Annotated in this window: 19 protein-coding genes and 1 tRNA gene; 8 read left to right on the top strand and 12 right to left on the bottom strand. The window is 68.1% G+C overall.

The window, feature by feature from the left end:
- Nucleotides 1-121 precede the first annotated feature (121 nt).
- The 6 genes from H2037_RS13960 (at nt 122) to H2037_RS13935 (ending at nt 6,210) form a co-directional block, all read left to right on the top strand.
- The gene (locus tag H2037_RS13960; RefSeq protein ID WP_292123190.1) at nt 122-1,921 is read left to right on the top strand and encodes a long-chain-acyl-CoA synthetase; all 1,800 of its coding nucleotides are present in this window, start codon (nt 122-124) and stop codon (nt 1,919-1,921) included.
- Between the two features lie 84 nt (nt 1,922-2,005).
- The gene (gene motA, locus H2037_RS13955; RefSeq protein WP_292123187.1) at nt 2,006-2,872 is read left to right on the top strand and encodes a flagellar motor stator protein MotA; all 867 of its coding nucleotides are present in this window, start codon (nt 2,006-2,008) and stop codon (nt 2,870-2,872) included.
- Nucleotides 2,873-3,024: 152 nt separating this feature from the next.
- Nucleotides 3,025-3,345 carry a hypothetical protein gene (locus tag H2037_RS13950; protein ID WP_292123184.1) on the top strand — a complete coding sequence of 107 codons (321 nt, stop codon included), beginning with the start codon at nt 3,025-3,027 and terminating at the stop codon, nt 3,343-3,345.
- 80 nt (nt 3,346-3,425) lie between these two features.
- The gene (mnmD, locus tag H2037_RS13945; protein WP_292123182.1) at nt 3,426-5,201 is read left to right on the top strand and encodes a tRNA (5-methylaminomethyl-2-thiouridine)(34)-methyltransferase MnmD; all 1,776 of its coding nucleotides are present in this window, start codon (nt 3,426-3,428) and stop codon (nt 5,199-5,201) included.
- A 67-nt stretch (nt 5,202-5,268) separates the two neighbouring features.
- Nucleotides 5,269-5,682 carry a DUF6491 family protein gene (locus tag H2037_RS13940; protein WP_292123180.1) on the top strand — a complete coding sequence of 138 codons (414 nt, stop codon included), beginning with the start codon at nt 5,269-5,271 and terminating at the stop codon, nt 5,680-5,682.
- Nucleotides 5,683-5,766: 84 nt separating this feature from the next.
- Nucleotides 5,767-6,210, top strand: a complete 444-nt coding sequence (locus H2037_RS13935) for a hypothetical protein (RefSeq protein ID WP_292123177.1) — start codon at nt 5,767-5,769, stop codon at nt 6,208-6,210.
- A gap of 23 nt (nt 6,211-6,233) precedes the next feature.
- Here the strand turns inward: H2037_RS13935 and H2037_RS13930 are convergent, their stop codons facing one another.
- From H2037_RS13930 to H2037_RS13915, 4 genes are all read right to left on the bottom strand, one after another.
- On the bottom strand, nt 6,234-8,252 hold the full coding sequence (locus tag H2037_RS13930; RefSeq protein ID WP_292123174.1) for a phosphocholine-specific phospholipase C: 2,019 nt from the start codon (nt 8,250-8,252) through the stop codon (nt 6,234-6,236).
- Between the two features lie 119 nt (nt 8,253-8,371).
- Complete coding sequence (locus tag H2037_RS13925; protein WP_292123171.1) at nt 8,372-9,496, bottom strand: osmoprotectant NAGGN system M42 family peptidase; 1,125 nt, start codon at nt 9,494-9,496, stop codon at nt 8,372-8,374.
- A 10-nt stretch (nt 9,497-9,506) separates the two neighbouring features.
- A complete protein-coding gene (gene ngg, locus H2037_RS13920; RefSeq protein ID WP_292123168.1) occupies nt 9,507-11,276 on the bottom strand; it encodes an N-acetylglutaminylglutamine synthetase in 1,770 nt (589 codons plus the stop codon).
- The gene (locus H2037_RS13915) at nt 11,266-13,041 is read right to left on the bottom strand and encodes an N-acetylglutaminylglutamine amidotransferase (RefSeq protein ID WP_292123165.1); all 1,776 of its coding nucleotides are present in this window, start codon (nt 13,039-13,041) and stop codon (nt 11,266-11,268) included. The genes ngg and H2037_RS13915 overlap by 11 nt, the downstream gene beginning before the upstream one ends.
- Nucleotides 13,042-13,105: 64 nt before the next feature.
- On the opposite strand from H2037_RS13915, the gene H2037_RS13910 reads away from it, so the two are divergent.
- Entirely contained in the window at nt 13,106-13,570 is a 465-nt protein-coding gene (locus tag H2037_RS13910) for a MarR family transcriptional regulator (protein ID WP_292123162.1), read from the top strand.
- A 41-nt stretch (nt 13,571-13,611) separates the two neighbouring features.
- On the opposite strand, the gene H2037_RS13905 is transcribed toward H2037_RS13910, so the two are convergent.
- Nucleotides 13,612-14,445, bottom strand: coding sequence for a hypothetical protein (locus H2037_RS13905; protein ID WP_292123159.1), 834 nt, complete (start codon nt 14,443-14,445; stop codon nt 13,612-13,614).
- A gap of 88 nt (nt 14,446-14,533) precedes the next feature.
- Between H2037_RS13905 and H2037_RS13900 the strand changes: the two genes are divergently transcribed.
- On the top strand, nt 14,534-15,943 hold the full coding sequence (locus tag H2037_RS13900) for an SLC13 family permease (protein ID WP_292123156.1): 1,410 nt from the start codon (nt 14,534-14,536) through the stop codon (nt 15,941-15,943).
- A 36-nt stretch (nt 15,944-15,979) separates the two neighbouring features.
- Here H2037_RS13900 and H2037_RS13895 read toward each other — a convergent pair.
- The 7 genes from H2037_RS13895 to H2037_RS13865 all read right to left on the bottom strand — a co-directional run bounded on the left by H2037_RS13895 (nt 15,980) and on the right by H2037_RS13865 (nt 21,361).
- Nucleotides 15,980-16,066 (bottom strand) — tRNA-Leu (locus tag H2037_RS13895).
- A 48-nt stretch (nt 16,067-16,114) separates the two neighbouring features.
- Nucleotides 16,115-17,560, bottom strand: coding sequence for a M20/M25/M40 family metallo-hydrolase (locus H2037_RS13890; RefSeq protein ID WP_292123153.1), 1,446 nt, complete (start codon nt 17,558-17,560; stop codon nt 16,115-16,117).
- Between the two features lie 41 nt (nt 17,561-17,601).
- Nucleotides 17,602-17,841 carry a DUF3297 family protein gene (locus tag H2037_RS13885; protein WP_292123151.1) on the bottom strand — a complete coding sequence of 80 codons (240 nt, stop codon included), beginning with the start codon at nt 17,839-17,841 and terminating at the stop codon, nt 17,602-17,604.
- 298 nt (nt 17,842-18,139) lie between these two features.
- The gene (locus tag H2037_RS13880; RefSeq protein ID WP_292123148.1) at nt 18,140-19,030 is read right to left on the bottom strand and encodes a MotE family protein; all 891 of its coding nucleotides are present in this window, start codon (nt 19,028-19,030) and stop codon (nt 18,140-18,142) included.
- 17 nt (nt 19,031-19,047) lie between these two features.
- On the bottom strand, nt 19,048-19,638 hold the full coding sequence (locus tag H2037_RS13875; RefSeq protein WP_292123145.1) for a DUF6468 domain-containing protein: 591 nt from the start codon (nt 19,636-19,638) through the stop codon (nt 19,048-19,050).
- Complete coding sequence (gene fliM / locus H2037_RS13870) at nt 19,638-20,678, bottom strand: flagellar motor switch protein FliM (protein WP_292123142.1); 1,041 nt, start codon at nt 20,676-20,678, stop codon at nt 19,638-19,640. The genes H2037_RS13875 and fliM overlap by 1 nt, the downstream gene beginning before the upstream one ends.
- Before the next feature lie 2 nt (nt 20,679-20,680).
- Nucleotides 20,681-21,361, bottom strand: a complete 681-nt coding sequence (locus H2037_RS13865; RefSeq protein ID WP_292123140.1) for a flagellar basal body-associated FliL family protein — start codon at nt 21,359-21,361, stop codon at nt 20,681-20,683.
- Between the last annotated feature and the right edge of the window lie 29 nt (nt 21,362-21,390).

Raw genomic sequence — 21,390 nt, 5'->3', positions numbered from 1 at the left:
CTTCTTCGGGTGGATCGCGATTGTTTATCTGGCGTTTGATCGCCTCGCGGTTGACCGGACGGCCTCCCTTCGTTCATCACGAGGATGGGTGGAACACGCAGAGACCGGAGTAACGGCGCGCATGGGTTTGGTAGCCAATATCCGCAGGGACGTGCGCTTCGCGAGCGGTCTGTTCCGTCTGCTCAAGCGCATCAAGCCGATCGAGCTGGATAGCGACGTTCTGCTGTGTGACGACATCGAAGAGGCTGTCGACAAGTTTCCCGACAATGTCGCGGTGGAGGATGAACGCCGCAGCCTGACCTATCGCGACCTGGACGCCATGGCCAACCGCTATGCGCACTGGGCCAAGGGACGAGGCCTGAACCGCGGCGACACCATCGCCCTGATGATGACCAACCGCGTCGAATATCTCGCGGCCTGGATCGGCTTTTCCAAGGTCGGCATCGCCACCGCCCTGATCAACACCAATCTCAGCGGCCAGGGGCTGGCCCACTGCCTGACCATTTCCAACGCCTTCCAGGTGGTGGCGGACGAAGACTGCTGGCGCCAGATCGAAGACACCCGTTCCCTGGTCGCACACAGCCTGATGCTATGGGTGCTGGGCCTGAACGACGATGACGAGACCAGCGACCGACGCGGCCTGGACAAGCCCGTGCGCGGCGCCTCCTCCGTGCGGCCGGCCAAGTCGGTCCGCGAGGGCCTGACCAATCGCGACACGGCCCTCTATATCTATACCTCCGGCACCACCGGCCTGCCCAAGGCGGCCCGTATTCCCCACTCCCGCGCGCGGACCTATATGCGCGCCTTCGCCGGCGCGACACGATCGACGCCGAAGGACCGGGTCTTCAACGTTCTGCCCCTGTACCATTCGACCGGGGGGCTGGTCGGCGTCGGCGCGGCCCTGCTTAACGGGGCGCGACTGGTCATCCGCAAGCGCTTCTCCGCCTCCAGCTTCTGGCCCGACGTGGTCGCGTCAGGCGCCACCATGTTCGTCTATATCGGCGAACTGTGCCGCTATCTGGTGAACTGCCCGCCCCAGGCCTACGAGAAGAAGCACAAGCTGCGCCTCGCCTTCGGCAACGGCCTGCGCGCCGACGTCTGGCCCGAGTTCCAGAGCCGGTTCAACATCCCCGACGTGCTCGAATTCTACGGCTCGACCGAGGGCAATGTCTCGCTGTTCAACTTCGACGGCAAACAGGGCGCCATCGGCCGCGTGCCCAGCTATCTGAAGAAGCAGATCAATATCCGACTGGTCCAGTTCGACGTCGAAAGCGAACAACCCATTCGCGGGACCGACGGCCTGTGTCGCCTGACCCGCGTCGGCGAGGTCGGCGAGGCCATCGGCGAGATCGGCAACGACATTCGCCACGACTTCTCCGGCTATGCCGACAAGGCGGCGTCGCAGAAGAAGATCCTGACCGACGTCTTCAAGAAGGGCGACCGCTGGTTCCGCACCGGCGACCTGATGAAACAGGACGCCGAAGGCTATTTCTACTTCGTCGACCGGATGGGCGACACCTTCCGCTGGAAGGGCGAGAACGTCTCGACCTCCGAGGTCGAACAGGTGCTGATGGATGCGCCCGGGATCGCGGAGGCCATCGTCTATGGGGTGCCGGTGCCGGGACAGGACGGCAAGGCGGGCATGGCGGCCCTGGTTCTGGACGGAAAGTTCGACGCCAAGGTCCTGGCCGATCATGTCGAAGGCAAACTGCCGCCCTACGCCCAACCGGTCTTCCTGCGGGTGATCGCGGCGGCCGAGACGACCGGCACGTTCAAGTATCGCAAGGCCGATCTGGTCGCCGACGGCTTCGATCCTGAAAAAACGGGGGCTTCCCTCTATGTGCGCGGGGGCAAGACCGGCTACCAGAAGCTGACGGCCGCGGCGCGAACCGCCATCCTGAACGGCGAAGGCCGCCTCTGAGACAAGACGGACGGCGTTCGCGAAACGCCGTCTTAATCATTAACGGCCATTCTTGACCCCTCTCCGGTCAGGATACCGCGTCACATGTTTCAGATCCTCGGCATCGTGCTGCTGTTCGGCCTCGTCTTCGGCAGTTACGCCATCTCCGGCGGCAAGTTCGACGTCATCATCCACGCCGCGCCGCACGAGCTGATGGCGATCGGCGGCGCCGGCATCGCGGCCTTCCTGATCTCCAACTCGATGACGGTGATCAAGGGCTCCATGGCGGGCCTGGGCAAGACCTTCGCCGGGCCGAAGTGGAAGAAGCAGGACTACAAGGACCTGCTGTCCCTGCTGTTCCAGCTGACCAAGACCATGAAGTCCAAGGGCGTCGTGGCCCTGGAAAGCCATATCGAAAAGCCCAAAGAATCGACCATCTTCCAGAAGTACCCCAAGGTGCTGAAGGACCATTTCGCCGTCGACTTCATCTGCGACACCCTGCGGATGATGACGATGAACCTGGAGGATCCGCATCAGGTCGAGGACGCGATGGAGAAGCAACTCGAAAAGCATCACCACGAGCATCTCGAGAACGCCCATGCCCTGCAGAACCTGGCCGACGGCCTGCCCGCCCTGGGCATCGTCGCGGCCGTGCTGGGCGTGATCAAGACCATGGGCTCGATCACCGAACCGCCGGAAATCCTGGGCGGCATGATCGGCGGCGCCCTGGTGGGCACCTTCATGGGCGTGTTCCTGGCCTATGGCCTGGTGGGACCGTTCGCCGCGCGGCTGACGGCGATCATCAACGAGGAAGCCGCCTATTATAAAATGATCCAGTCGGTGCTGATCGCCCACCTGCACGGCAATGCAGCCCAGATCTCGGTCGAGATCGGCCGGGGCGACATTCCCTCCTCCTCCCAGCCCTCGTTCGCCGAGATGGAAGAAGTGCTGAACAACATCGGCAGCGACTGACGCCGACAGGCGCGCCGGAACGTCCGATCAGCCGAAGGGTTGTCGAACCACGCCTGCCAAGCCTTGATCATGGCTTGCCCCCGGCTTCACGGCGGCGTTATCGTTCAGCGCGAGGCTCCGACCTCGCAAGAAGCAGCATCCGGAGGATTCTCATGCGCATCACCGCCCTCGTCGCCGCCACGGCCGCCGTCCTCGCCATGGCCGCCTGCCAGAAGGCGCCTGAGGAGAAGGCCCAGGAAGCCGCCAGCGATGCAGTGGAGGCCGCCGGCACCGCCGCCGAAGCCGCCCTGACCGCCGACCAAGCCGCCGCCGAAGCCGCCGCCGCCGCCAATGAGGCCGCCCAGGACGCCGACGCCGCGACGGCCACCGCTTCCGGCGACGCACACGGCGGAACCGACACCACGCACGCCGCGGCGACGACCACTCCGGCCAAGGCCGCCGACCCCGCTCCGGCCCACAACGACGGCCACTGAACCCCGCACCACCATGGAAAGGGCCGTCCCTCGCGGGCGGCCCTTTTTCTTGTCGGCGGCCAAGGTGCTAGAGGCCCCGCATGATGATCGATGACACTTCCCCGCAGTTGACCTGGACGGAGGACGGCGAGCCCCGCTCGGGCCGGTTTGGCGACGTCTATTTTTCGCGCGACGACGGTCTGGCCGAGACGCGGGCGGTCTTTCTGGAGGGCTGCGGCCTGCCCGACGCCTGGGCTGGGCGCCGGCGGTTCAGCGTGGCGGAACTGGGATTCGGCACCGGATTGAACATCGCCGCCCTGCTGACGCTGTGGCGCGAGACCCGGCCCGAGGGCGGGCGTCTGAACATATTTTCGATCGAGGGTTTCCCTCTCGCCGCCGACGAGGCGCGGCGCGCCCTGGGGGCCTGGCCTGAACTGGCCGAGGCGGCGCGAGCGCTGACCGACGCCTGGCCGGCGCGCACCCCCGGCTTCCACCGGATCGACCTGCCGGGGTTCGACGCCGTCCTCGACCTGGCCGTCGGCGACGCCGCCTGGGCTCTGGATCAGTGGTCGGGACCGGCGGACGCCTGGTTCCTGGACGGTTTCTCGCCTGCCCTGAACCCCGGCATGTGGTCCGACGCCGTGATGGATCGGATCGCGGCCCTGTCGGCGCCCGGCGCGCGGGTCGCCACCTTCACCGTGGCCGGGGCCGTGCGTCGCGGCCTGTCCGAACGTGGCTTCATCGTCGAGAAGAAGCCGGGCCACGGCCGCAAGCGCGAACGACTGGAAGCACGGCTGGACGGCGCGCCCGCCCCAGAGTCCAGGCTTAGGATCGCCGTGATCGGGGCCGGTATCGCCGGCGCATCCGTCGCCCGCGCCGCCGTCGCCTCGGGGATGACGCCGGTCGTCATCGAGACGGCCCGGCCCGGCGCCGGCGGATCGGGCTTTCCCGCCGGCCTGGTCACGCCGCGACTGGATGCCGGAGACCAGGCCATCGCCGGCCTGTACGCCCAGGCCCTGGAGCGGGCGCGGGACCTGTACGACGCCACGCCGGGCGCGGTGCTGGGCCGGGGCGTGCTGCAACTGCCGCAAACGCCGCGCGACACGGCCCGGTTCGGCAAGATCGCCGCCCAGCCGCTGTGGCGCGACGGAGCCATGTCGGTCGTCGATGCGGAGACGGCGTCGGAACGGCTGGGAGAGCCGACGGCCGACGGCGGGCTGATGATGGCCGACGCCCGGGTGGTTCAGCCCGCAGCCATCCTCGACGCCTGGCTCGACGGCGTCGAGAGGCTCACGGCCGAGGCGGCGCGGATCGAGCGGGACGGCGAGGCCTGGATCGTGCTGGACGCGGCCGGTCAGGTTCTGGTCCGGGCGGACGCCGTGGTCGTGGCCGCGGGTTGGGGCGCGGCGGGCCTGTTTCCGGATGGAGCGGGCCTGTCGCCGGTGCGGGGCCAGGCCGACTGGTGCGACGGCCCGTCCATCCCCGGCATCGCCTGGGGCGGCTATGTCGCGCCGACCAGCGCCGGCTTCCTGTATGGCGCCACCCATGTGCGGGGCGATGTCGGCCTGGAGCCACGCGACACGGAGAGCGTGCAGAATCTCGAAACCCTGCGCGCGCGCCTGCCGCGGCTCGCAGTAAAGGCGGAGGCCGGAGAACCTAACCGCCGAGTCGCCATCCGCGCCACCACGCCTGATCGCCTGCCCTTGGCCGGCCGACGGACGGACGGGGTCTATCTGCTGTCCGGGCTGGGCTCGCGCGGGTTCTGCGCGGCGCCTCTGCTGGGCGAACATGTCGTCTCGCTGATTGCGGGAACGCCGTCGCCCCTGCCGGAAGCCTTCGTCGCCAAGGTCGATGCCGACCGGTTCTCGCCGCTCTGAACGGCGTTCATCCCGTGTTCAGGCGAGGCGGTTCCTAGTCGGCGAGCCATTCCGCGAGGAGATTTCGATGCATTCCAAACTTGCCGCCGCAGCGGCTTCGGTTCTGGCGGCCTCGTCCCTGGCCGCCTGCGCTCCCGCCGCAAGCACGACCACTACGGCGACAGACGGCAAGGTCGCGCGCTGCTTCCGCACCGACAGCGTGCGCAACTTCCGCGCCGACCGCTCGACCGATCTCTATATCCGATCGCTGCGCGGCGACGTCTTCCACATCAACACCAGCGGCGGCTGCACGGATCTTGATTCCGCGATCTCCATAGCCGTGCTGCCGACAGGAGGCGGCTCGGATACGGTCTGTGTCGGCGACCCTGTGCGCATTCTCGTGCCGGACGCGTCGATGGGCCGGGGCGTCTGCCGCGGCTTTGTAAACAAGTCCCTCGACGCAGAAGAAGTCGCGGCTCTGCCCGACCGCGTGCGACCCTGACTTGCGGTCTCGGCCGTAGGGCGAGACAGGGTTGAAATCGGGCGATCACGGGTATCAAATCTTCCCCTTCATGGGGAGGATCACATGCGCGGAATCGCCAAACTCACACTCATCAGCGTCGTAGCCCTGGCGGCGGCGACGCCCGCCGCAGCAGAGAACTGGGCCCGGTTTTCCGCCAGCGATCGCGTCGTCTATCTGGTGGATCAGGACACCCTGACGCCGGTCGACGGGGTCGCCACGGCCCGTTTCGCCCGCGTCCCCGCCCAGGGCGACGCGACCGATCTGAGCCACGAGACCGAGGAACTCGCGATCCGCTGCTCGGACGGTCAGTCGCGCACCACCGCGATGGTCACGTACGGCCCGGACGGCGCCGAAACGGACCGGATCGCGGAGGACGGCGCCTGGGACGACACTCCGTCGGGTGGAATCTATGGCGGGATCAAATCCTTCGCCTGCGAGGACATGCGTCCCCAGGCCCGGTCCTGGCCGACGATCGCGGACTTTATCGCCGCCGGACGCGGCGATTGACCGCGTCCGTCCGGGCCAGAGGTCTATAGGGCGTCGAGACCGTCGATCTTCGGCGCCCGGCCGGCGAACTCGCGTCGCCAGCCGCCGGCTTCCACGGCCAGATCATAGGTCTGGTTGGCGTCGATCCAGTCGATCTGGAGCCTGTGTTCGCCCGCGACGGCGATTGAACGGTCGTCGTCGCCGAGGCTGACGCGCGCCGTGCCTGTTCCGGTCAGCACCAGGAGCGGCGCCCCGTCCCGCCAGTCCAGGCGCGCGGCCACTGCATCCCCGCCCGCGTCTGCGCCGACGAAACGCCGGTGGAATCCGTCCGGTCCCATGACCTGAAGATCGACGCCGCCGCCGGTCCAGACATCCTGAAGCCGCCGACCGCCCTCCACCGTATAGCGCCGAGGCCCGGCCTCCAGGTTATGCCGGTCATAGACATGGAAGACCGCCGCGCGCGATCCCGTGTTGATGAAGTCCAGTCGCACGCTCTCGGCCGCCGTCTCGAGCGTGCAGTCCAGCGCATAGACGCTGGGGCAGGCAGGGCGGAAACCCAGGGCTTGTTCGGGGCGCGACGGCTGGGTCGGGATAGGCGGGGTGGTGCGACCTTCCAAGGCTGCGGCCCGGACGGCGTCCGCCCGGGTCGAAGGCAGGGGCACGATCCGCGCATCCGCGCCGGTGAAGTCGAGGCAGGACGTCAGATCCCCGCAGACGGCGCGGCGCCAGGGCGAGATATTGTGCTCCATCACCCCGAACCGGGTCTCCAGGAAGCGGATCACCGAGGTGTGGTCGAAGACCTCCGAATTGACCCGACCGCCCCGGCTCCACGGCGACAGCACATACATGGGCACGCGCGGCCCCAGGCCGTAGGGCCGGCCGCGATATTCCGGCAGATCCAGATCGGCATCGGCCGGGCTGGGTCGCAGATGATGCTCGCCAGTCAGATCGACGGTGGATCCGCCCCGCAGCGCGCCGTCAGGGCCGCGGGCGGGCGGCGCCGGCGGCGGCACATGATCGAAGAAGCCGTCATTCTCGTCGAAATTCACCAGCAGGACAGTGCGGGCCCAGACCTCTGGATCGGCGGTCAGGGCGTCGATCACCTGGGCCGTATAGTCGGCGCCCTGGGCCGGGCTGGACGGTCCGGGATGTTCGGACCCGCCGGCCGTGGCGATGACGTAGGAGACCTGGGGCAGCCGCCCGGCAAGGACGTCGGCCTTCAGCCCGTCCAGCGCCCGAGTGGTCAGGCCCCGTTCGACCAGGGCCGGATCGGACCCCGGCGCGCCGGCGACCGCTCGCTGGAAGGCCTCGAAACCGACCAGGGGGTTGTCGGTGAAATTATCGGCCATGTCCTGATAGACGCGCCAGTCGATCCCCGCCGCCTGCAGCCGCTCGACATAGGTGGTCCAGCGATACGGCTCCTCGGCGCCCCCGTCGCGCGGCAGGCTGTCGTGGGAATTGCCGATGCACGGCCCGCCCCGCTCGCCCGAGCCGTCGTTCGTCCCCGACCACAGCATGACGCGGTTCGGATTGGTGCCGGTCTGAAGCGAGCAGAAATAGGCGTCGCACAGGGTGAAGGCGTCGGCCATAGCGTACTGGAAGGGGATGTCCGCCCGCTCGTAGTAACCCATGGAATGGGGATGTTTGGCCTCGGGCCAGCGCCCCATTCGCCCCTCGTCCCAAGCCGCCTGGGCGTTGGACCAGCTGTGGGGCGTGCCCTCGACCCGCATATGGGCGAAGGTCTGGCGGGTGTTCAGCGCGAAGGGCGCCAGCCAGGCCGGCCCCTCGCCCGAACCGTCATACTGCAGCAGGAGGTCGCGCTGGCGACTGTCGATGCTGGGCGCCGGCGCCGGATGGGGGTCGGAATAGCCCCTCACACCGTTCATCGTGCCGAAATAATGATCGAACGACCGGTTTTCCTGCATCAGGATCACCACATGTTCGACGTCCTGGATCGTGCCCGTGCGAACGCGGGGCGCGATGCTCAGCGCCCGAGCGAGGGACGGAAAGGCCGCGGCGGCGGCCAGGCCGGCCAACAGGCCGCGGCGATCGATCTGGGGCATAGCGAGTCCGTAGTGTGCTGGAACCGCTCCCTCTTAGAAGCCGGCTGTGACACAAACTGCACAGTATGACTTGCGCGATGGATTTAACGCCGCTCGCTCGACGCATCGCCAGCGCGCCCTCAGTCGTGCTGTTCGTCGATCGGCTGGTGGGTGAAGCCCTTGGCGCTGCTCATGGGTTTGGCGTCGCGCTCGATCTCGACCTCGCTTTCGGCATAGGCGATCAGCAGCCGCGCCAGATCCGCCAGAGCGGTCTCGTGGATCCGTTCGTAACCGTGGCTGGCGTCGATGCCGAAGGTGACCAGGGCGGTGCGGATGTCGGCGCCGGACTCCAGGGCCGAGGCCGAGTCGGAGCGGTAGTAGCGGAAGACGTCCTTCTGGTGCGGGATCTCGTGATCGCGCGCCAGCTGGACCAGTTTGCGCGACAGGTGCCAGTCGAACGGGCCGGTCTGGTCAGCCATGGCGATGGTGACGCCGAACTCCGACGAGTTCTGGCCCGGCGCGGTGGTGCCGTTGTCGACCGTGACCATGGCCGCCACGTCGGGCACCAGGACGGACGAAGCGCCTAGCCCCACCTCCTCGGCGATGGTGAACAGCCACCAGGTGTCGACGGTCGGGGTGCGGCCTTCGCGGATCAGACATTCCAGCGCCGCAAGCAGGGTGGCCACCCCCGCCTTGTCGTCCAGATGGCGCGACACGATGAAGCCGGTGTCCATGAACTCGGGCTGGGGGTCGATGGCGACGATGTCGCCGACGTCCACGCCCAGGGCCAGGGTGTCGTCGCGCCCGTGGGTGACGGCGTCGATCCGCAGTTCGACCTGGCGCCAGCTGACCGGCTGGGTGTCCACCTCCTCGTTGAAGGTGTGGCCCGAGGCCTTCAGCGGCAGGATGGTGCCGCGCCAGGCCCCGCCCTCGGAGAAGATCGTCGCGCGCGCGCCCTCCGCGAAGCGCGACGACCAGTGGCCGATGGCCACCAGTTCGAGCCGGCCGTTGTCCTTCACCTGTTTGACCTGGGCGCCCAGGGTGTCGACGTGGGCGACCAGGGCGCGGGCCGGGCTGGCGTCGCGCCCCGGCAGGCGCGCGCGAATGGCGCCGCGACGGGTCATCTCATAATCGAGGCCCAGCCGTTCCAGCTCACGGCACAGCATCCAGACCGCTTCGTCGGTGTAGCCGGTGGGGCTGGGGGTGTTCAGCAGGTCGGCCAAGCGGGCCTTCAGGTAGTCGAGGTCTATCTCGGGGCGGGCCAAGGGGCCTCCTTCAGGCTTCGGATCTCGGGGCCGTCCGCGCCGAGGTCGGGGCGGACAGGGGGAACAGCAGATCGACGAAACGCTCGGCGGTCGGCTGGGGTTCGTGATTGGCCAGGCCGGGACGTTCGTTGGCCTCGATGAAGGCGTATTCCGGCTCGCGCGGCGAACGCACCATCAGGTCGATGCCGGTGACCGGGATGTCGATGGCGCGGGCGGCGGCGATGGCGGCGCGGATCAGGGTGGGATGCACCTCTTCCGTCACATCGTGGATGGTGCCGCCCAGATGCAGATTGGCCGCCTTGCGCACCAGGACTTCGGTCCCTTCCGGAGCCACGTCGTCCAGACGATAGCCGGCCTCGGCCAGGGTGCGTTCGGTCTCGTCGTCGACGGGAATGGTCGATTCCCCGCCGGTCGCGGCGGCGCGGCGCCGGCTCTGGTGCTCGATCAAGGACCGCAAGGAGGTTCGCCCGTCGCCGATCACGCGTGGCGGACGGCGCAGGGCGCAGGCCACGACCTTGTAGTCGATCACCACGAGGCGCAGGTCCTCGCCCTGGACCTGTTCCTCGATCAGCACCTCGGAACATATGCGACGCGCCCGGACCAGGGCCGCCTGCACTTCTCTCATGGTCGTCAGGCCGACGGCGACGCCCTGCCCCTGCTCGCCCCGCGCCGGCTTGACCACCAGGGCGCTGAATCGGGCCAGGGCGGCGTCGATGTCAGAGGGACTGTCGGCGTCGATCCGCTCGGGCACGCGCACGCCTGCGGCCTCGACGATCCGACGCGTCATCCGCTTGTCGTCGCAGATGCTGAGCGACACGGCGGACGTCAGTTCCGACAGGCTTTCGCGACACCGCACCGACCGGCCGCCCCAGTTCAGGCGGAACAGGCCGCCCTCGGCGTCGATGATCTCGGTATGGATGCCGCGCCGGCGCGCCTCGTTGACGATGATCCGGGCATAGGGGTTCAGGTCGTGGTCGTCGGTTGGGCCGACGAACAGGGCCTCGTTGATCGGGTTCTTGCGCTTGACCCCGAAGAAGGAGACCCGCCGGAAGCCCAGCTTTTCGTACAGGGCGATGGCCTGGTCGTTGTCGTGCATGACCGACAGGTCCATGTGCGCCAAACCTTGAGTCTTGAAATGCTCGGCCAGGCGCCGGACCAGGGCCTCGCCTATGCCCGGCTGGGTCGCCTGGGGGTCGACGGCGAGGCACCATAGGGATGAACCGCATTCCGGATCGTCGAAGGCGCGGACATGATTGACCCCGGTCACCGTGCCGATCACCGCCCCGGTCGTGGTGTCCTCGGCCACGAAATAGGTGATGGTCCGGTCGTCGCGGCGCGACCAGAAGAAGTCGGGCGGCACCGGCACCATCTTGCGCTTGGCGTAGATGTCGTTGACCGCCTGGGCGTCCATCTCGGAAGTCAGGCGGCGCACGGTGAAACCGCGCGGCTGGCGGCGGCCGGCGCGATAGGTGGCCAGGTCCAGCCGATAGGTGTGCGACGGATCCAGGAACAGTTCCTGCGGCGCCTGGGCCAGCAGGACGTGCGGATTGCGGACGTAAAAGGCGATGTCGCGCCGATCCGGTCCTTCGGCGCGCAGGGCCTCGACCAGGGGTTCCGCCGTCGCGAAGGTCTGGGCGAACAGCAGCCGACCCCAGCCGCAATCCACGACCGCGTCAGGCGCAGGGCCCTGCCCGGTCTTCACCGCCGGTTTCAGACCCTCGTGACGCAGGCGTTTCAGCCTGTGGGCCTTGGGACGGATCGGACGAAGATCAGACGCCATGCTGTTGCATCCACATCTCGAGCACGGCCACCTGCCACAGTTCGGACCCGCGCAACGGCGTGATGCGCTCGGTCGGATTGGCGAACAGGGTGTCCAGATAGGCGGACTCGAACAGGCCGCGGTCGCGCGCCGCCTGGTTGGTCAGAGCCTCGCGGACCATGTCCAGATAAGGCCCCTGGATGTATTTCAGGGCCGGCACGGGGAAATAGCCCTTCTTGCGGTCGATGACTTCGGGCGGGATGACCAGGCGCGCCGCCTCCTTCAGCACCCCCTTGCCGCCCTGGGCCAGCTTATGCTCGGGCGGGATACGCCCGGCCAGTTCGACCAGTTCGTGATCCAGGAAGGGCACCCGCGCCTCCAGTCCCCAGGCCATGGTCATATTGTCGACCCGCTTCACCGGATCGTCGACCAGCATGACCTGGCTGTCCAGACGCAAAGCCTGGTCGACCGGGGTGGCGGCGCGCCCTTGCGCGAAATGGGCCTCGACCAGGGCGCGGCTGACGTCGGTGTTGGCCATATAGGCGCCGTTCAACTGGGTCTTCAGCGTCGCATGGCTGCGGTCGAAGAAGGCCTTGGCGTAGGTTTCGACCGGGTCGGTCGTCTCCAGCATGGGCGGGTACCAGTGGTAGCCGGCGAAGACCTCGTCCGCCCCCTGCCCCGACTGCACCACCTTGATATGTTTCGAGACTTCCTGGCTCAGCAGATAGAAGCCGACATTATCATAGCTGACCATCGGCTCCGACATGGCGCCGATGGTGCCCGGCAGGGCCTCCATCAGCCGCTGGTGCGGCACGAAGATCTGGTGGTGCTTGGTGCCGTAATGTTTGGCGATCAGGTCGGAATAGACGAACTCGTCCCCCTTCTCGCCATTGGCCTCTTCGAAGCCGACGGAGAAGGTCATCAGGTCCTTCTGGCCCAGTTCGGCCAGCAGGCCGACGATCAGGCTGGAATCCACCCCGCCCGACAGCAGGACCCCGACCGGCACGTCGGCGACCATACGGCGCTTCACGGCCTCGCGCAGGCTGTCCAGCACCCGGTCGCGCCAGTCCTCGGCGGTCAGGGCGGCGTCCTCGGCGTGGCGGGTCATGTCCGGCTGCCAGTAAAGCCGATCCTTCGCCGTGCCGTCCGCCTCGATCACGCGGATAGTCGCCGGCGGAAACTTCTTCACGCCCTTCAGTATGGTGTGCGGCGGCGGCACCACGGCGTGGAAGGTCATGTAGTGGTGCAGGCCGACCGGATCGATGGTCTTGTCCACGTCGCCCGCCGCCAGCAGGGCCGGCAGGCTGGAGGCGAAGCGCAGGCGTTTCCCGCTCTCGGCCAGATACAGCGGCTTGATGCCGAACCGGTCGCGGGCGATCACGGTGCGGCCCGTATCGCGCTCGTGCAGGACGAAGGCGAACATACCCTTGAACCGCTCGACGCAGGCCTCGCCCCAGGCCTTCCAGGCCTTGATGATGACCTCGGTGTCGCCGTGCGAGAAGAAGCGGAACCCCATGCCCTGCAGCTCTTCGCGCAGTTCGGGGTAGTTATAGATGCAGCCGTTGAAGGCCAGGGTCACGCCCAGGTCGGCGTCGACCATCGGCTGCTGCGCGGCCTCGGTCAGGTCGATGATCTTCAGACGCCGATGGCCCAGCCCCACCGGGCCGCGCATCACTATGCCGGACCCGTCCGGTCCACGAGGCGAGAGCGCGTCCGTCATGCGCTGAACGGCGCCGGCGTCGGCCGGCCGCCCGTCGAAATTGATCTCGCCGCTAAGACCGCACATGGGTCCTCCTTGAATTGTTGAAGCAGCGCTTACAAATGGTTCGTGCACGAAAGAGTTCAACCCGATGAGCGAGATTTCTCCCGACCTGTCCCCATCCCTGCTCCGGTCGGTGCGGCGGATCGCCCAGGCGATCGATGTGCGATCGCGCGAGATCGCGCGACTGACGGGCCTGACCCTGCCGCAGCTGCTGGTGCTGCAATCCATCCGAGCCTTGGGCGAGGTCAGCACCAGCGCCATCTCTCGCGACGCTTCCATGTCGGCCCCGACCGTGGTGGCCGTGCTGGACAAGCTGGAGGCCAAGGGGATGGTCGTTCGCTATCGCTCCACCGTGGACCGACGCGTGGTGCACGCCCGTCTGACCGACGAGGGGCGCGGCGCCCTGGCGGCCTCGCCGGGTCTGCTGGGCGAGGACTTCACGTCCCAGTTCAACGATTTGACGCAGGCGGATCGCGAGATCATGGCGGCGGCGGCCGACCGTCTGGCGACGATGATGTCGGTGCGGACGCCGCCGCACGGCGAGACGTCCTGAACCCGCGAGCCGGTCGCCGACCGCTCTGTCCCGAGTGGCGACTACCCGAGACGCCATTCGCTCAGGGCGCGGCCGCCTGAGTCTTCGAAGGCGACGCGGTCCAGTTGGACGGCGCCGATACAGACCGGCCTCTGATCGGGACTGGCGGCGCGGCAACGGATCGCACGACCGTTGGCGAAGGCGGTCATCCGCCCCTCCAGAACCAGACGATAGCCGTCGGCCGGCGCGACAGGGGGCTGGTCGCCTTCGCCGCGCACGGTGAATGTATAGGCCCGGCCGTTGCGGCGGCCGAGCCGCGACCCGTCTTCCTCGAATACGGCGGCCAGGCCGACGGTCTGGGGCGACGGCGCGACCGGTCCGCTGGCCAGGGGATCGCCGGAAACGCCGGGGCAGCCGTCGGCTCGCAGCCAGGGTCGGGGCAGCCAGAAGCCCTCGGCCGCCTCCCAGCTTTCGGCGCCGCCCGCCAGAAGAGAGGACTCCGTCCAGTCTCCCGGCGCCAGGGTGAGGTTCAGGCCCTGGCGACGTTCGCCCCAGGACCAAGCAGCCAAGCCGTCGCCCGGCGTCGTCTCGGCGGGCGGCGGCGTCGGGCCGCTGCAGCCGAAGGCCTGGCGGATGACGAACCGACGCCCCGCCAGACCAGCGCCGCCCGGATCCTTGCCTGCCGCATAGGCCGAGGCCGCGACATCCATGGCCTGAAGCAGACCCGCGCGATCCAGCACGGGCGTGGGCCCGACGACGACGACCGGGGTTTCGTCAGGGGCGGGAGCGGGGGGCGGAGGCGTCTGAGCCGCCTCGCGCTCACATCCGGCGAGGAGAAGAATGGACGCCGCCAGCGCGACGACCGACGGGCGAGGCGACACGGTCGGTTCCAACATGAAAACACCCTAGCATGGGGTTGGCGGTTTGGGGGACCGACCTCGGAAAAAGGTTGACGCGAGCGCCGAGGAGCGGTCTGCAAGCCCCATGACCTTCGATCAGATCGCCGCTCTGGCGGTGCTCATCGGCGTGGTCGGCGTGCTGATCCACGGCAAGATCCGCGCCGATGTCGTCGCCCTGACCGGCGCCGCCGTCCTGCTGTTGCTGGGCGTCGTGCGGCCTGTCGAGGTTCAGGGCGCCTTCGCCAGTCCCGCCGTCATCGCCCTGGCCGGCCTGTTCGTCATCGCCTACGCCATCGAGCTGTCGGGCCTGCTGGGCCTGTTGATCCGCCAGGCCACCCGGCTTGCGGCGCGGGTCGGGGCGACGGGACTGTGGATCGTCATCGGCCTGTGCGGCGCGGTCGGCGGCTTTCTGAACAATACGCCGGTGGTGGTGCTGGCGGCGCCGGTGATCCGGGACGTGGCGCAGTCGCTGCGTCTGTCGCCGAAACGTTTTCTGATGCCGCTCAGCCATGTGACGGTGTTGGGCGGCCTGCTGACCCTGATCGGCACCTCGACCAATCTGCTGGTCAACGACATGGCGCGCAACGCGGGCCAGCCGGTGTTCGGCCTGTTCGAGATCACGCCTGTAGGCCTGTTCATCGCCGTGGTCGGCGGCCTGTGGCTGTATTTCGTCGGGGCCCGGCAGCTGGGCAAGTCGGTGGCCAAGGACGAGGCGGAAGCGGCGCGTCTAGCCGAGATGGAAGCGGCGCAGCGGCGGCCTGCGGCGGAGGCGGCGAAACGGCGACTGCGGCTGATTCCCTTCGGCCTGCCTCGCCTCGGCGAATCCCGCAACCAGTCGGACGGATCGGGGGACGCCCATCTGGGGGACGTCGAACTGTATGGAGCGGCGGACCGACCCTTCCGCCTGAGACCTGCGACGATTTCCCTCCTCGTCTTCGTCCTGGTGATCGCCTCCGCCGGCCTGGGCTGGGCGCCGATCGCGGCCTCGGCCTTCGCCGGGGCGGTCGCCTTGATCCTGCTGCGGGTCATCACCCCGGAAGAGGCCTATGCCGGGCTGAGGCCCGAAATCCTGCTGCTGATCGCCGGGATGGTGGTGGTGGGCACGGCGATCGAGGTGACTGGCCTGGCCTCGGCCGGCGCCGAGCGGCTGATCGACGTCATCCGGCCCATGGGGCCGCTGGGCGCCCTGATCGTGCTCTACGGCGTGACCCTGTTCGCGACCGAACTGCTGTCGAACGCCACGGTGGCGGTTTTGATCACCCCCATCGCCGTGGCCCTGGCCGAGAGCCTGGGCGTCGATCCGCGTCCCTTCCTGGTCTGCGTCATGATGGCCGCCTCCGCCGCCTTCGCCACGCCATTCGGCTATCAGACCAATGTGCTGGTCTTCAACATGGCGGGCTACAGCTACATGGACTTCGTTCGCGTCGGCCTGCCGCTGAACCTGATCACCTGGCTCGCCGCCATGGTGGCGATCCCGGTCTTCTTCCCGTTCTGAGAGACCGCGTCCAAATCTTGGGCCTCATGCGACTGTTGGTGCGGGCGGCCGGGGTCGAACCGGCAAGGGCTTGCGCCCGGCAGATTTTAAGTCTGCTGCGTCTACCAGTTTCGCCACGCCCGCGAGCCGGTCCGGCTCTATAGCCAGAACCGGCGCGCGGGGCCAAGCCGCTCAGTGAGCGGGAGCCGCCGTGGCGGTCGCGGGACGCATGGCGCGGAAGTCGACGTCGGAATCGGCGATCAGCCAGACAAGGCCGGCCCAGGCGGCGACATTCTGGCTCAGTTGGGCCGGATCGATCTTGTCCAGGGTGTCGTTGGCGGTGTGGTGCAGGTCGAAATAGCGGGTTCCATCCTGCGCCAGGCCGAAGAAGGGCACGCCGTGCGGTCCCATCGGGCCGACATCGACCCCGCCCTCGGTCTCGATCCGATCCGACGCCAGGACGCCGATCGGATAGAGGACGCGCGTTGCCGCCTTCTGGAAGTCCGAGCCCTGGGCGCCGGCCGGCAGACGCAGCGCATAGACCCGGTCGGCGCCGAAGTCGCTCTCGCCGGCGATGATGTGCTTGTCCAGGGCGGCGCCCTGGTTGCGGGCGTAGACGCCGCCGCCGTTGCCGGTCTGGGACGTCGGCTGGGCCACCTCCTCTGAGCCGTAGAAGATGACCCGGATGGTGCGGGCGGGGCGCCGGCCGCTGTCGGCGATGGCCTTGGCCGCCGCGACGGTGATGGCGCCGCCGGCTCCATCGTCGATGGCGCCGGTGCCCAGATCCCAGCTGTCCATGTGCGAGCCCAGAACGATGATCTCGTCCGGTCGGGTCGCGCCCGGCAGGTCGCCGATGACGTTCTGGCTGTGGGTCTCATAGGTATGGGCCGTCGAGGTCAGGCGCATCCGCACCGGCTGGCCCATCGCCACCAGACGGCTGACCTGATCGGCGTCGGGCGCCGCCAGGGCGAAGGACGGAACCGTCGGCTTACCATCGACGTAACGGGTCGTTCCGGTATGGGGCATCCGATCCTCGTCCGAGCCGACTGAACGCATGACGAAGGCCGCCGCGCCCTTGGCCGCCGCCACGCCCGGCCCAGCGCCGCGTACGCGGGTCTGGGGGCCATAGCCTGAGCCGTCCTGCATCGGCTGCATCTGGCCCAGGTCGACATAGACGACCTTGCCGCGCACGGCGGCGTCAGGCGCGGCCTGCAGGTCCTCCATCGAGGCGAAACGCACCACCTCGGCCTCGACCCCGCCACGCGGCGTGGCCGGCGAATGGCCCAGGGCGGCGGCGACCAAAGCCTGGGCGTGATCGCCGACGATGGCGGCGGAGCTTTCGCCCCGCTCCCAACCGATCAGAGGGAATTGTTCGATACGGACGTTCTGGAAACCGTGAGCGCGCAGATAGTCGGCGGCCCAGGCGGCGGCGTCCTGCTCGGACCGCGAGCCCGCCGGGCGGGCGCCGAACCGCGTCGTCAGTTGGGTGACATAGTCGAGGGCGATATTCGACCGCATCGCCGCATCGCGGATGACGATCGCCTGCAGCACCGTCGCCGCATCCTGAGCCGTCGCTACGGGAGCGAAGGCGGCGAGACCAAGCGCGATCGCGCTCGCGGTCAGCAGACGAAGGGACATCGGCAGGCTCCAGACTCGGAAAGCCCGGACCCTAGAAAGAGTCAGCCGTTCTGGAAATAGGGTTCGACCAGGCCCTGCAGCTTGACGGTCAGGGCCTTGCCCTTGCGATCGACGCGATTGCCCAGGGCCAGACGCACCCAACCCTCGGAAACGCAGTATTCCTCGACATTGGTCTTTTCCTCGCCCTTGAAGCGAATGCCGACGCCGCGTTGCAGAACCTCCGCATCATGATGCGGGCTGGACGGATCGACGGAGAGGCGGTCGGGGGGCGTGTCGGACATGATCGTTCGGCGGCTCGACTATCGGAAAGGCGCGGTGATAGCCGCGCCCGGCCCCAATGCCAACCGAAACCGCCGATCAGAAGGTCAGGCTGCGCTGGACGATCAGGGCGGCGAGCCCGAGCGTCGTCGCGGCCGCGCCGAGGATCAAAACGCGCCTAAGACGGTGCGCGATGTAAAGAAGTTCGCCGACCACGGCGGATCATCCTGTGCCTTCGCCCGTCGATCGAGCGCAGGGGAATGATCGGCTGGAATAGTTATTATATCAGCCTGGTCCCGCTACGGATGAATCCGGATGCGGTTACTGCACGGTCTGGCGCGGCTGGGCGTTGGCGGCGCCGGAGGGCTGATAGGGCGTGGGGCCGGCGGCGGCCGGAACCGCCGCAGGGGTCGTCGGGCGTCGCGCGGGACGCCGGGCGGCGGGACGCGGCGTCTGACGCGCGGGGGCCGGTGTTGCGACCGCCGGAGTCGGCTGGGGCGCCGGGGCGGCGGCCTGTTCAGCGGCCGGGGCGGGAGCGGCGGCCACGGGAGCGGCGGGCGGCGGCGTAGCCTCGGCGGCGGCGGCGCGGGCGGCCATCTGCTGGGCCTGGAACCGCGCCGCAAGCTTTTCGGTCAGCTCCTTGGCCTGGGGCGGCGTCATCTGGGCCATGATGGCGGCCAGGGTGCGCGGACGCATGGCGGCGGCGACGGGCAGACGAACCCGGTCCTCCAGCGAAGCCATGACCGGCGCGGCCTCCTTGGGCCGCATGGCCGAATAGACCTGGACCAGGCGATCGATCTCGGCCTTCTCGCGCTCGTCCACCTGACCCAGCATCTGTTTCATCTCGGCCTTCAACGCCTCCAGCGCCTTGACCTTGGCGTCCAGCTTCTGTTCGGCGGCGACCATCAGCGGCAGGGTGGTGGCGAAGTCCTGATCGCGGGCGTCCAGCTCGGTGCGACGCTGCGACAGCGACTGAATGATCTTCAGCTCGGCCGGCGAGATTCCGGCCTGTTGCGCCAATTGTTCCGGCGACAGGGCGCAGGTGCCCGGCAGGGCCGGCTTGGGTGGAGCCCCCGCAGCGGCGGCGGGGGCCTCCTCAGCCCAGGCTTTGGCGCCCTCGAACAGGCCCGGCGCGACGCCGATGGCGCGCACCGCGACGACGCCGCCGATGGCGACGGCGATCAAGGGCAGGATACGGGGGATGCGGGCCATGGACTGGGGTTCCGAACTCAGGCGGCGAACAGGTCGTCGTCGAGATTACGACGCGCGGCGTTGAGGTTTTGTTTGGCGATTTGGTTAGCGGATCCGGCCGCCGTCAGGGCCTGGACGATGGCGGCGACGTTGTCGCGACCTGCGGGGATGCCCGCGCGCGGGGCGGCGGCGGGCGCCGACATGCCCTGGATACGCTGGGCCAGGGTGGCCATGCGGCGGGCGCGTTCGTCATCGTCATTGACCACTGCGGCGGGCGAAGCCGCTACGGCGACGGGCGGGCGAACGACCTCGGCGCGGGCGGGCGCCTCCTGTTGGACGTGAACGGGCGCGGCGACCGGCCCGCGTGCGATCAGGACTTCCAGCTGTTGCTTGACCTCGCGGGCCTTGATGATGCGATCGTGAAGAAGATCGGTTTCCTGGCCGGAGGCGCGCAGCGTCGCCAGCGCGGCCTCGGCGCGGCCGGCGGCGGCGTTCAGCTCGGTCACCGCCTGGGCGAAGGCCATCTGTCCGGCGCGCAGGGCCGCCAGCTTGCGTTCCAGCTTGATCCCATAACCGATCGCCGCGATCAGCAGCGCCATCAGCACCCCGTCCATGATCATGCCGGCCATCAGCGAGGTCCTTTGATACGGGCGGCGACCTCGGGATTGATCGGCCCCTCGACCCGCACGGCGATGTGCTGCCCCTTGCGGCCCATCCGGCCGGTGGTCAGCGGAATGGAGCCGGCCCGAATCGAAACTTCCGAATCTGGCGTGGCGTTCAGCATCATCGTATCGCCGACCTTCAGATTCAACACGCTGGAAAGCGGCATGGTCTGTTCGTCCAGCACCGCGCGCACCTCGGTCTCGGTGGTCCAGATCTCGGTGGCCAAGTGGCCTTCCCAGATGTTGTCGCGACCGAACTTCTCGCCCATGAACTGCTGCAGCAGCATCTTGCGGATCGGTTCCAGCGTCGCATAGGGCAGCAGCAGTTCGATCCGACCGCCGCGGTCTTCCATGTCGATCCGCAGCTTGATCAGGATGGCGGCGTTGGCAGGACGCGCGATGGCGGCGAAACGGGGATTGGTCTCCAGCCGGTCCAGGTTGAAGGTCACCGGCGTCAGAGGTTCGAAGGCCTGACGGGCGTCGTTCAGCACCACCTCGACCATCCGCTGGACCAGCACCCGCTCGATGGTGGTGTAGGGACGACCCTCGATCCGCAGCGCCGCCGTGCCGCGACGCCCGCCCAGCAGGACGTCGACGATCGAATAGATCAGATTGGAATCGACCGTCAGCAGGCCGTAGTTGTCCAGTTCCTCGGCCCTGAACACCGCCAGGATCGCCGGCAGGGGGATCGAGTTCAGATAGTCGCCGAACCGGATCGAGGAGATATTGTCCAGCGACACCTCGACGTTGTCGGAGGTGAAGTTGCGCAGGCTGGTCGTCATCAACCGCACCAGGCGGTCGAACACGATCTCCAGCATCGGCAGACGTTCGTACGAGACGAGCGCCGAGTTGATGATGGCGCGAATGCCGGATCTTTCGGAACCGTCGTCGTCGCCCAGATCAAAGCCCAGCAGGCTGTCGATCTCATCCTGATTGAGGACGCGTTCGGACATGGGGTCCGCAGAATCGCCCAGGCCTCCGAAAGCATCGAGCGGAGCGTCGGTCATACCTACTGCACCAGCATTTCTTCGATCAGAACCGCGTCGACCTTGCCGGGCGCGGCGATCAGATTGACGCGGCGCAGAATCTCGGCGCGCAGCTGATAGGTGCCGGCCGAGCCGCTCAGATCCTCGGGCCGCAGCTCGCGCACGAAGCCGGTGAACATGTCCTGCAGGCGCGGCATCTCGGACTGGAGCTGCGTCGCCACTTTGGCGTCATGCATTTCCAGCGTCAGCTTCAGTTTCAGGAAGGTCGCCCGCCCGCTCGTGGACTGAATATTCATGACCATGTCCGGCAGGGTGTAGAAGGTCACGCCGTCGGGGCCTTCCGAAATCTTGCCCAGCGACGGATCGGGCTCGCCGCCTTCGGCGGGAGCGCCGTGACCGCCGCCTCCCTTCTCTTCCTTGCCGTGACCTCCGCCCTCGGCCTTCTCCTCGCCATGACCGGCCTCGGCGTCTTCGCCGTGACCGTCCGCAGCGGCTTCACCGTGCGCCTCGGCGGGCTTGGGCTTCATCATGAAGAAGGCCGCGGCGCCGCCCCCGCCCAGCACCAGTAGGGCGACCGGAGCGATGATGAACAGGATCGGCAGCTTCTTTTTCTTCGGCGCGCCCTCCTCGCCTTCGGCGGCGTCCCCTTCCGGCGCGGCGGCTTCGGCGTTCGGATCGCCCTTCTTCTTGCCTAGCTTCAACATGCGCTCGCCCCGGAGATTCTGATGGGGAA

Source organism: Brevundimonas sp. (assembly GCF_013912065.1).
In the GTDB taxonomy this organism is placed as follows: domain Bacteria; phylum Pseudomonadota; class Alphaproteobacteria; order Caulobacterales; family Caulobacteraceae; genus Brevundimonas.
This window is presented reverse-complemented; position numbering and strand designations above follow the sequence as displayed.

What these genes read in the sequence shown, in the direction of transcription:
- H2037_RS13910 (WP_292123162.1), top strand. Translation starts at nt 13,106, where the DNA reads ATGAGCGAGATTTCTCCCGACCTGTCCCCATCCCTGCTCCGGTCGGTG.
- H2037_RS13950 (WP_292123184.1), top strand. Translation starts at nt 3,025, where the DNA reads ATGCGCATCACCGCCCTCGTCGCCGCCACGGCCGCCGTCCTCGCCATG.
- H2037_RS13930 (WP_292123174.1), bottom strand. Translation starts at nt 8,252, where the DNA reads ATGCCCCAGATCGATCGCCGCGGCCTGTTGGCCGGCCTGGCCGCCGCC.
- H2037_RS13935 (WP_292123177.1), top strand. Translation starts at nt 5,767, where the DNA reads ATGCGCGGAATCGCCAAACTCACACTCATCAGCGTCGTAGCCCTGGCG.
- fliM (WP_292123142.1), bottom strand. Translation starts at nt 20,678, where the DNA reads ATGACCGACGCTCCGCTCGATGCTTTCGGAGGCCTGGGCGATTCTGCG.
- H2037_RS13865 (WP_292123140.1), bottom strand. Translation starts at nt 21,361, where the DNA reads ATGTTGAAGCTAGGCAAGAAGAAGGGCGATCCGAACGCCGAAGCCGCC.
- H2037_RS13940 (WP_292123180.1), top strand. Translation starts at nt 5,269, where the DNA reads ATGCATTCCAAACTTGCCGCCGCAGCGGCTTCGGTTCTGGCGGCCTCG.
- H2037_RS13905 (WP_292123159.1), bottom strand. Translation starts at nt 14,445, where the DNA reads ATGTTGGAACCGACCGTGTCGCCTCGCCCGTCGGTCGTCGCGCTGGCG.
- motA (WP_292123187.1), top strand. Translation starts at nt 2,006, where the DNA reads ATGTTTCAGATCCTCGGCATCGTGCTGCTGTTCGGCCTCGTCTTCGGC.
- H2037_RS13960 (WP_292123190.1), top strand. Translation starts at nt 122, where the DNA reads ATGGGTTTGGTAGCCAATATCCGCAGGGACGTGCGCTTCGCGAGCGGT.
- mnmD (WP_292123182.1), top strand. Translation starts at nt 3,426, where the DNA reads ATGATGATCGATGACACTTCCCCGCAGTTGACCTGGACGGAGGACGGC.
- H2037_RS13885 (WP_292123151.1), bottom strand. Translation starts at nt 17,841, where the DNA reads ATGTCCGACACGCCCCCCGACCGCCTCTCCGTCGATCCGTCCAGCCCG.
- H2037_RS13915 (WP_292123165.1), bottom strand. Translation starts at nt 13,041, where the DNA reads ATGTGCGGTCTTAGCGGCGAGATCAATTTCGACGGGCGGCCGGCCGAC.
- H2037_RS13880 (WP_292123148.1), bottom strand. Translation starts at nt 19,030, where the DNA reads ATGGCCCGCATCCCCCGTATCCTGCCCTTGATCGCCGTCGCCATCGGC.
- H2037_RS13875 (WP_292123145.1), bottom strand. Translation starts at nt 19,638, where the DNA reads ATGGCCGGCATGATCATGGACGGGGTGCTGATGGCGCTGCTGATCGCG.
- H2037_RS13890 (WP_292123153.1), bottom strand. Translation starts at nt 17,560, where the DNA reads ATGTCCCTTCGTCTGCTGACCGCGAGCGCGATCGCGCTTGGTCTCGCC.
- ngg (WP_292123168.1), bottom strand. Translation starts at nt 11,276, where the DNA reads ATGGCGTCTGATCTTCGTCCGATCCGTCCCAAGGCCCACAGGCTGAAA.
- H2037_RS13900 (WP_292123156.1), top strand. Translation starts at nt 14,534, where the DNA reads ATGACCTTCGATCAGATCGCCGCTCTGGCGGTGCTCATCGGCGTGGTC.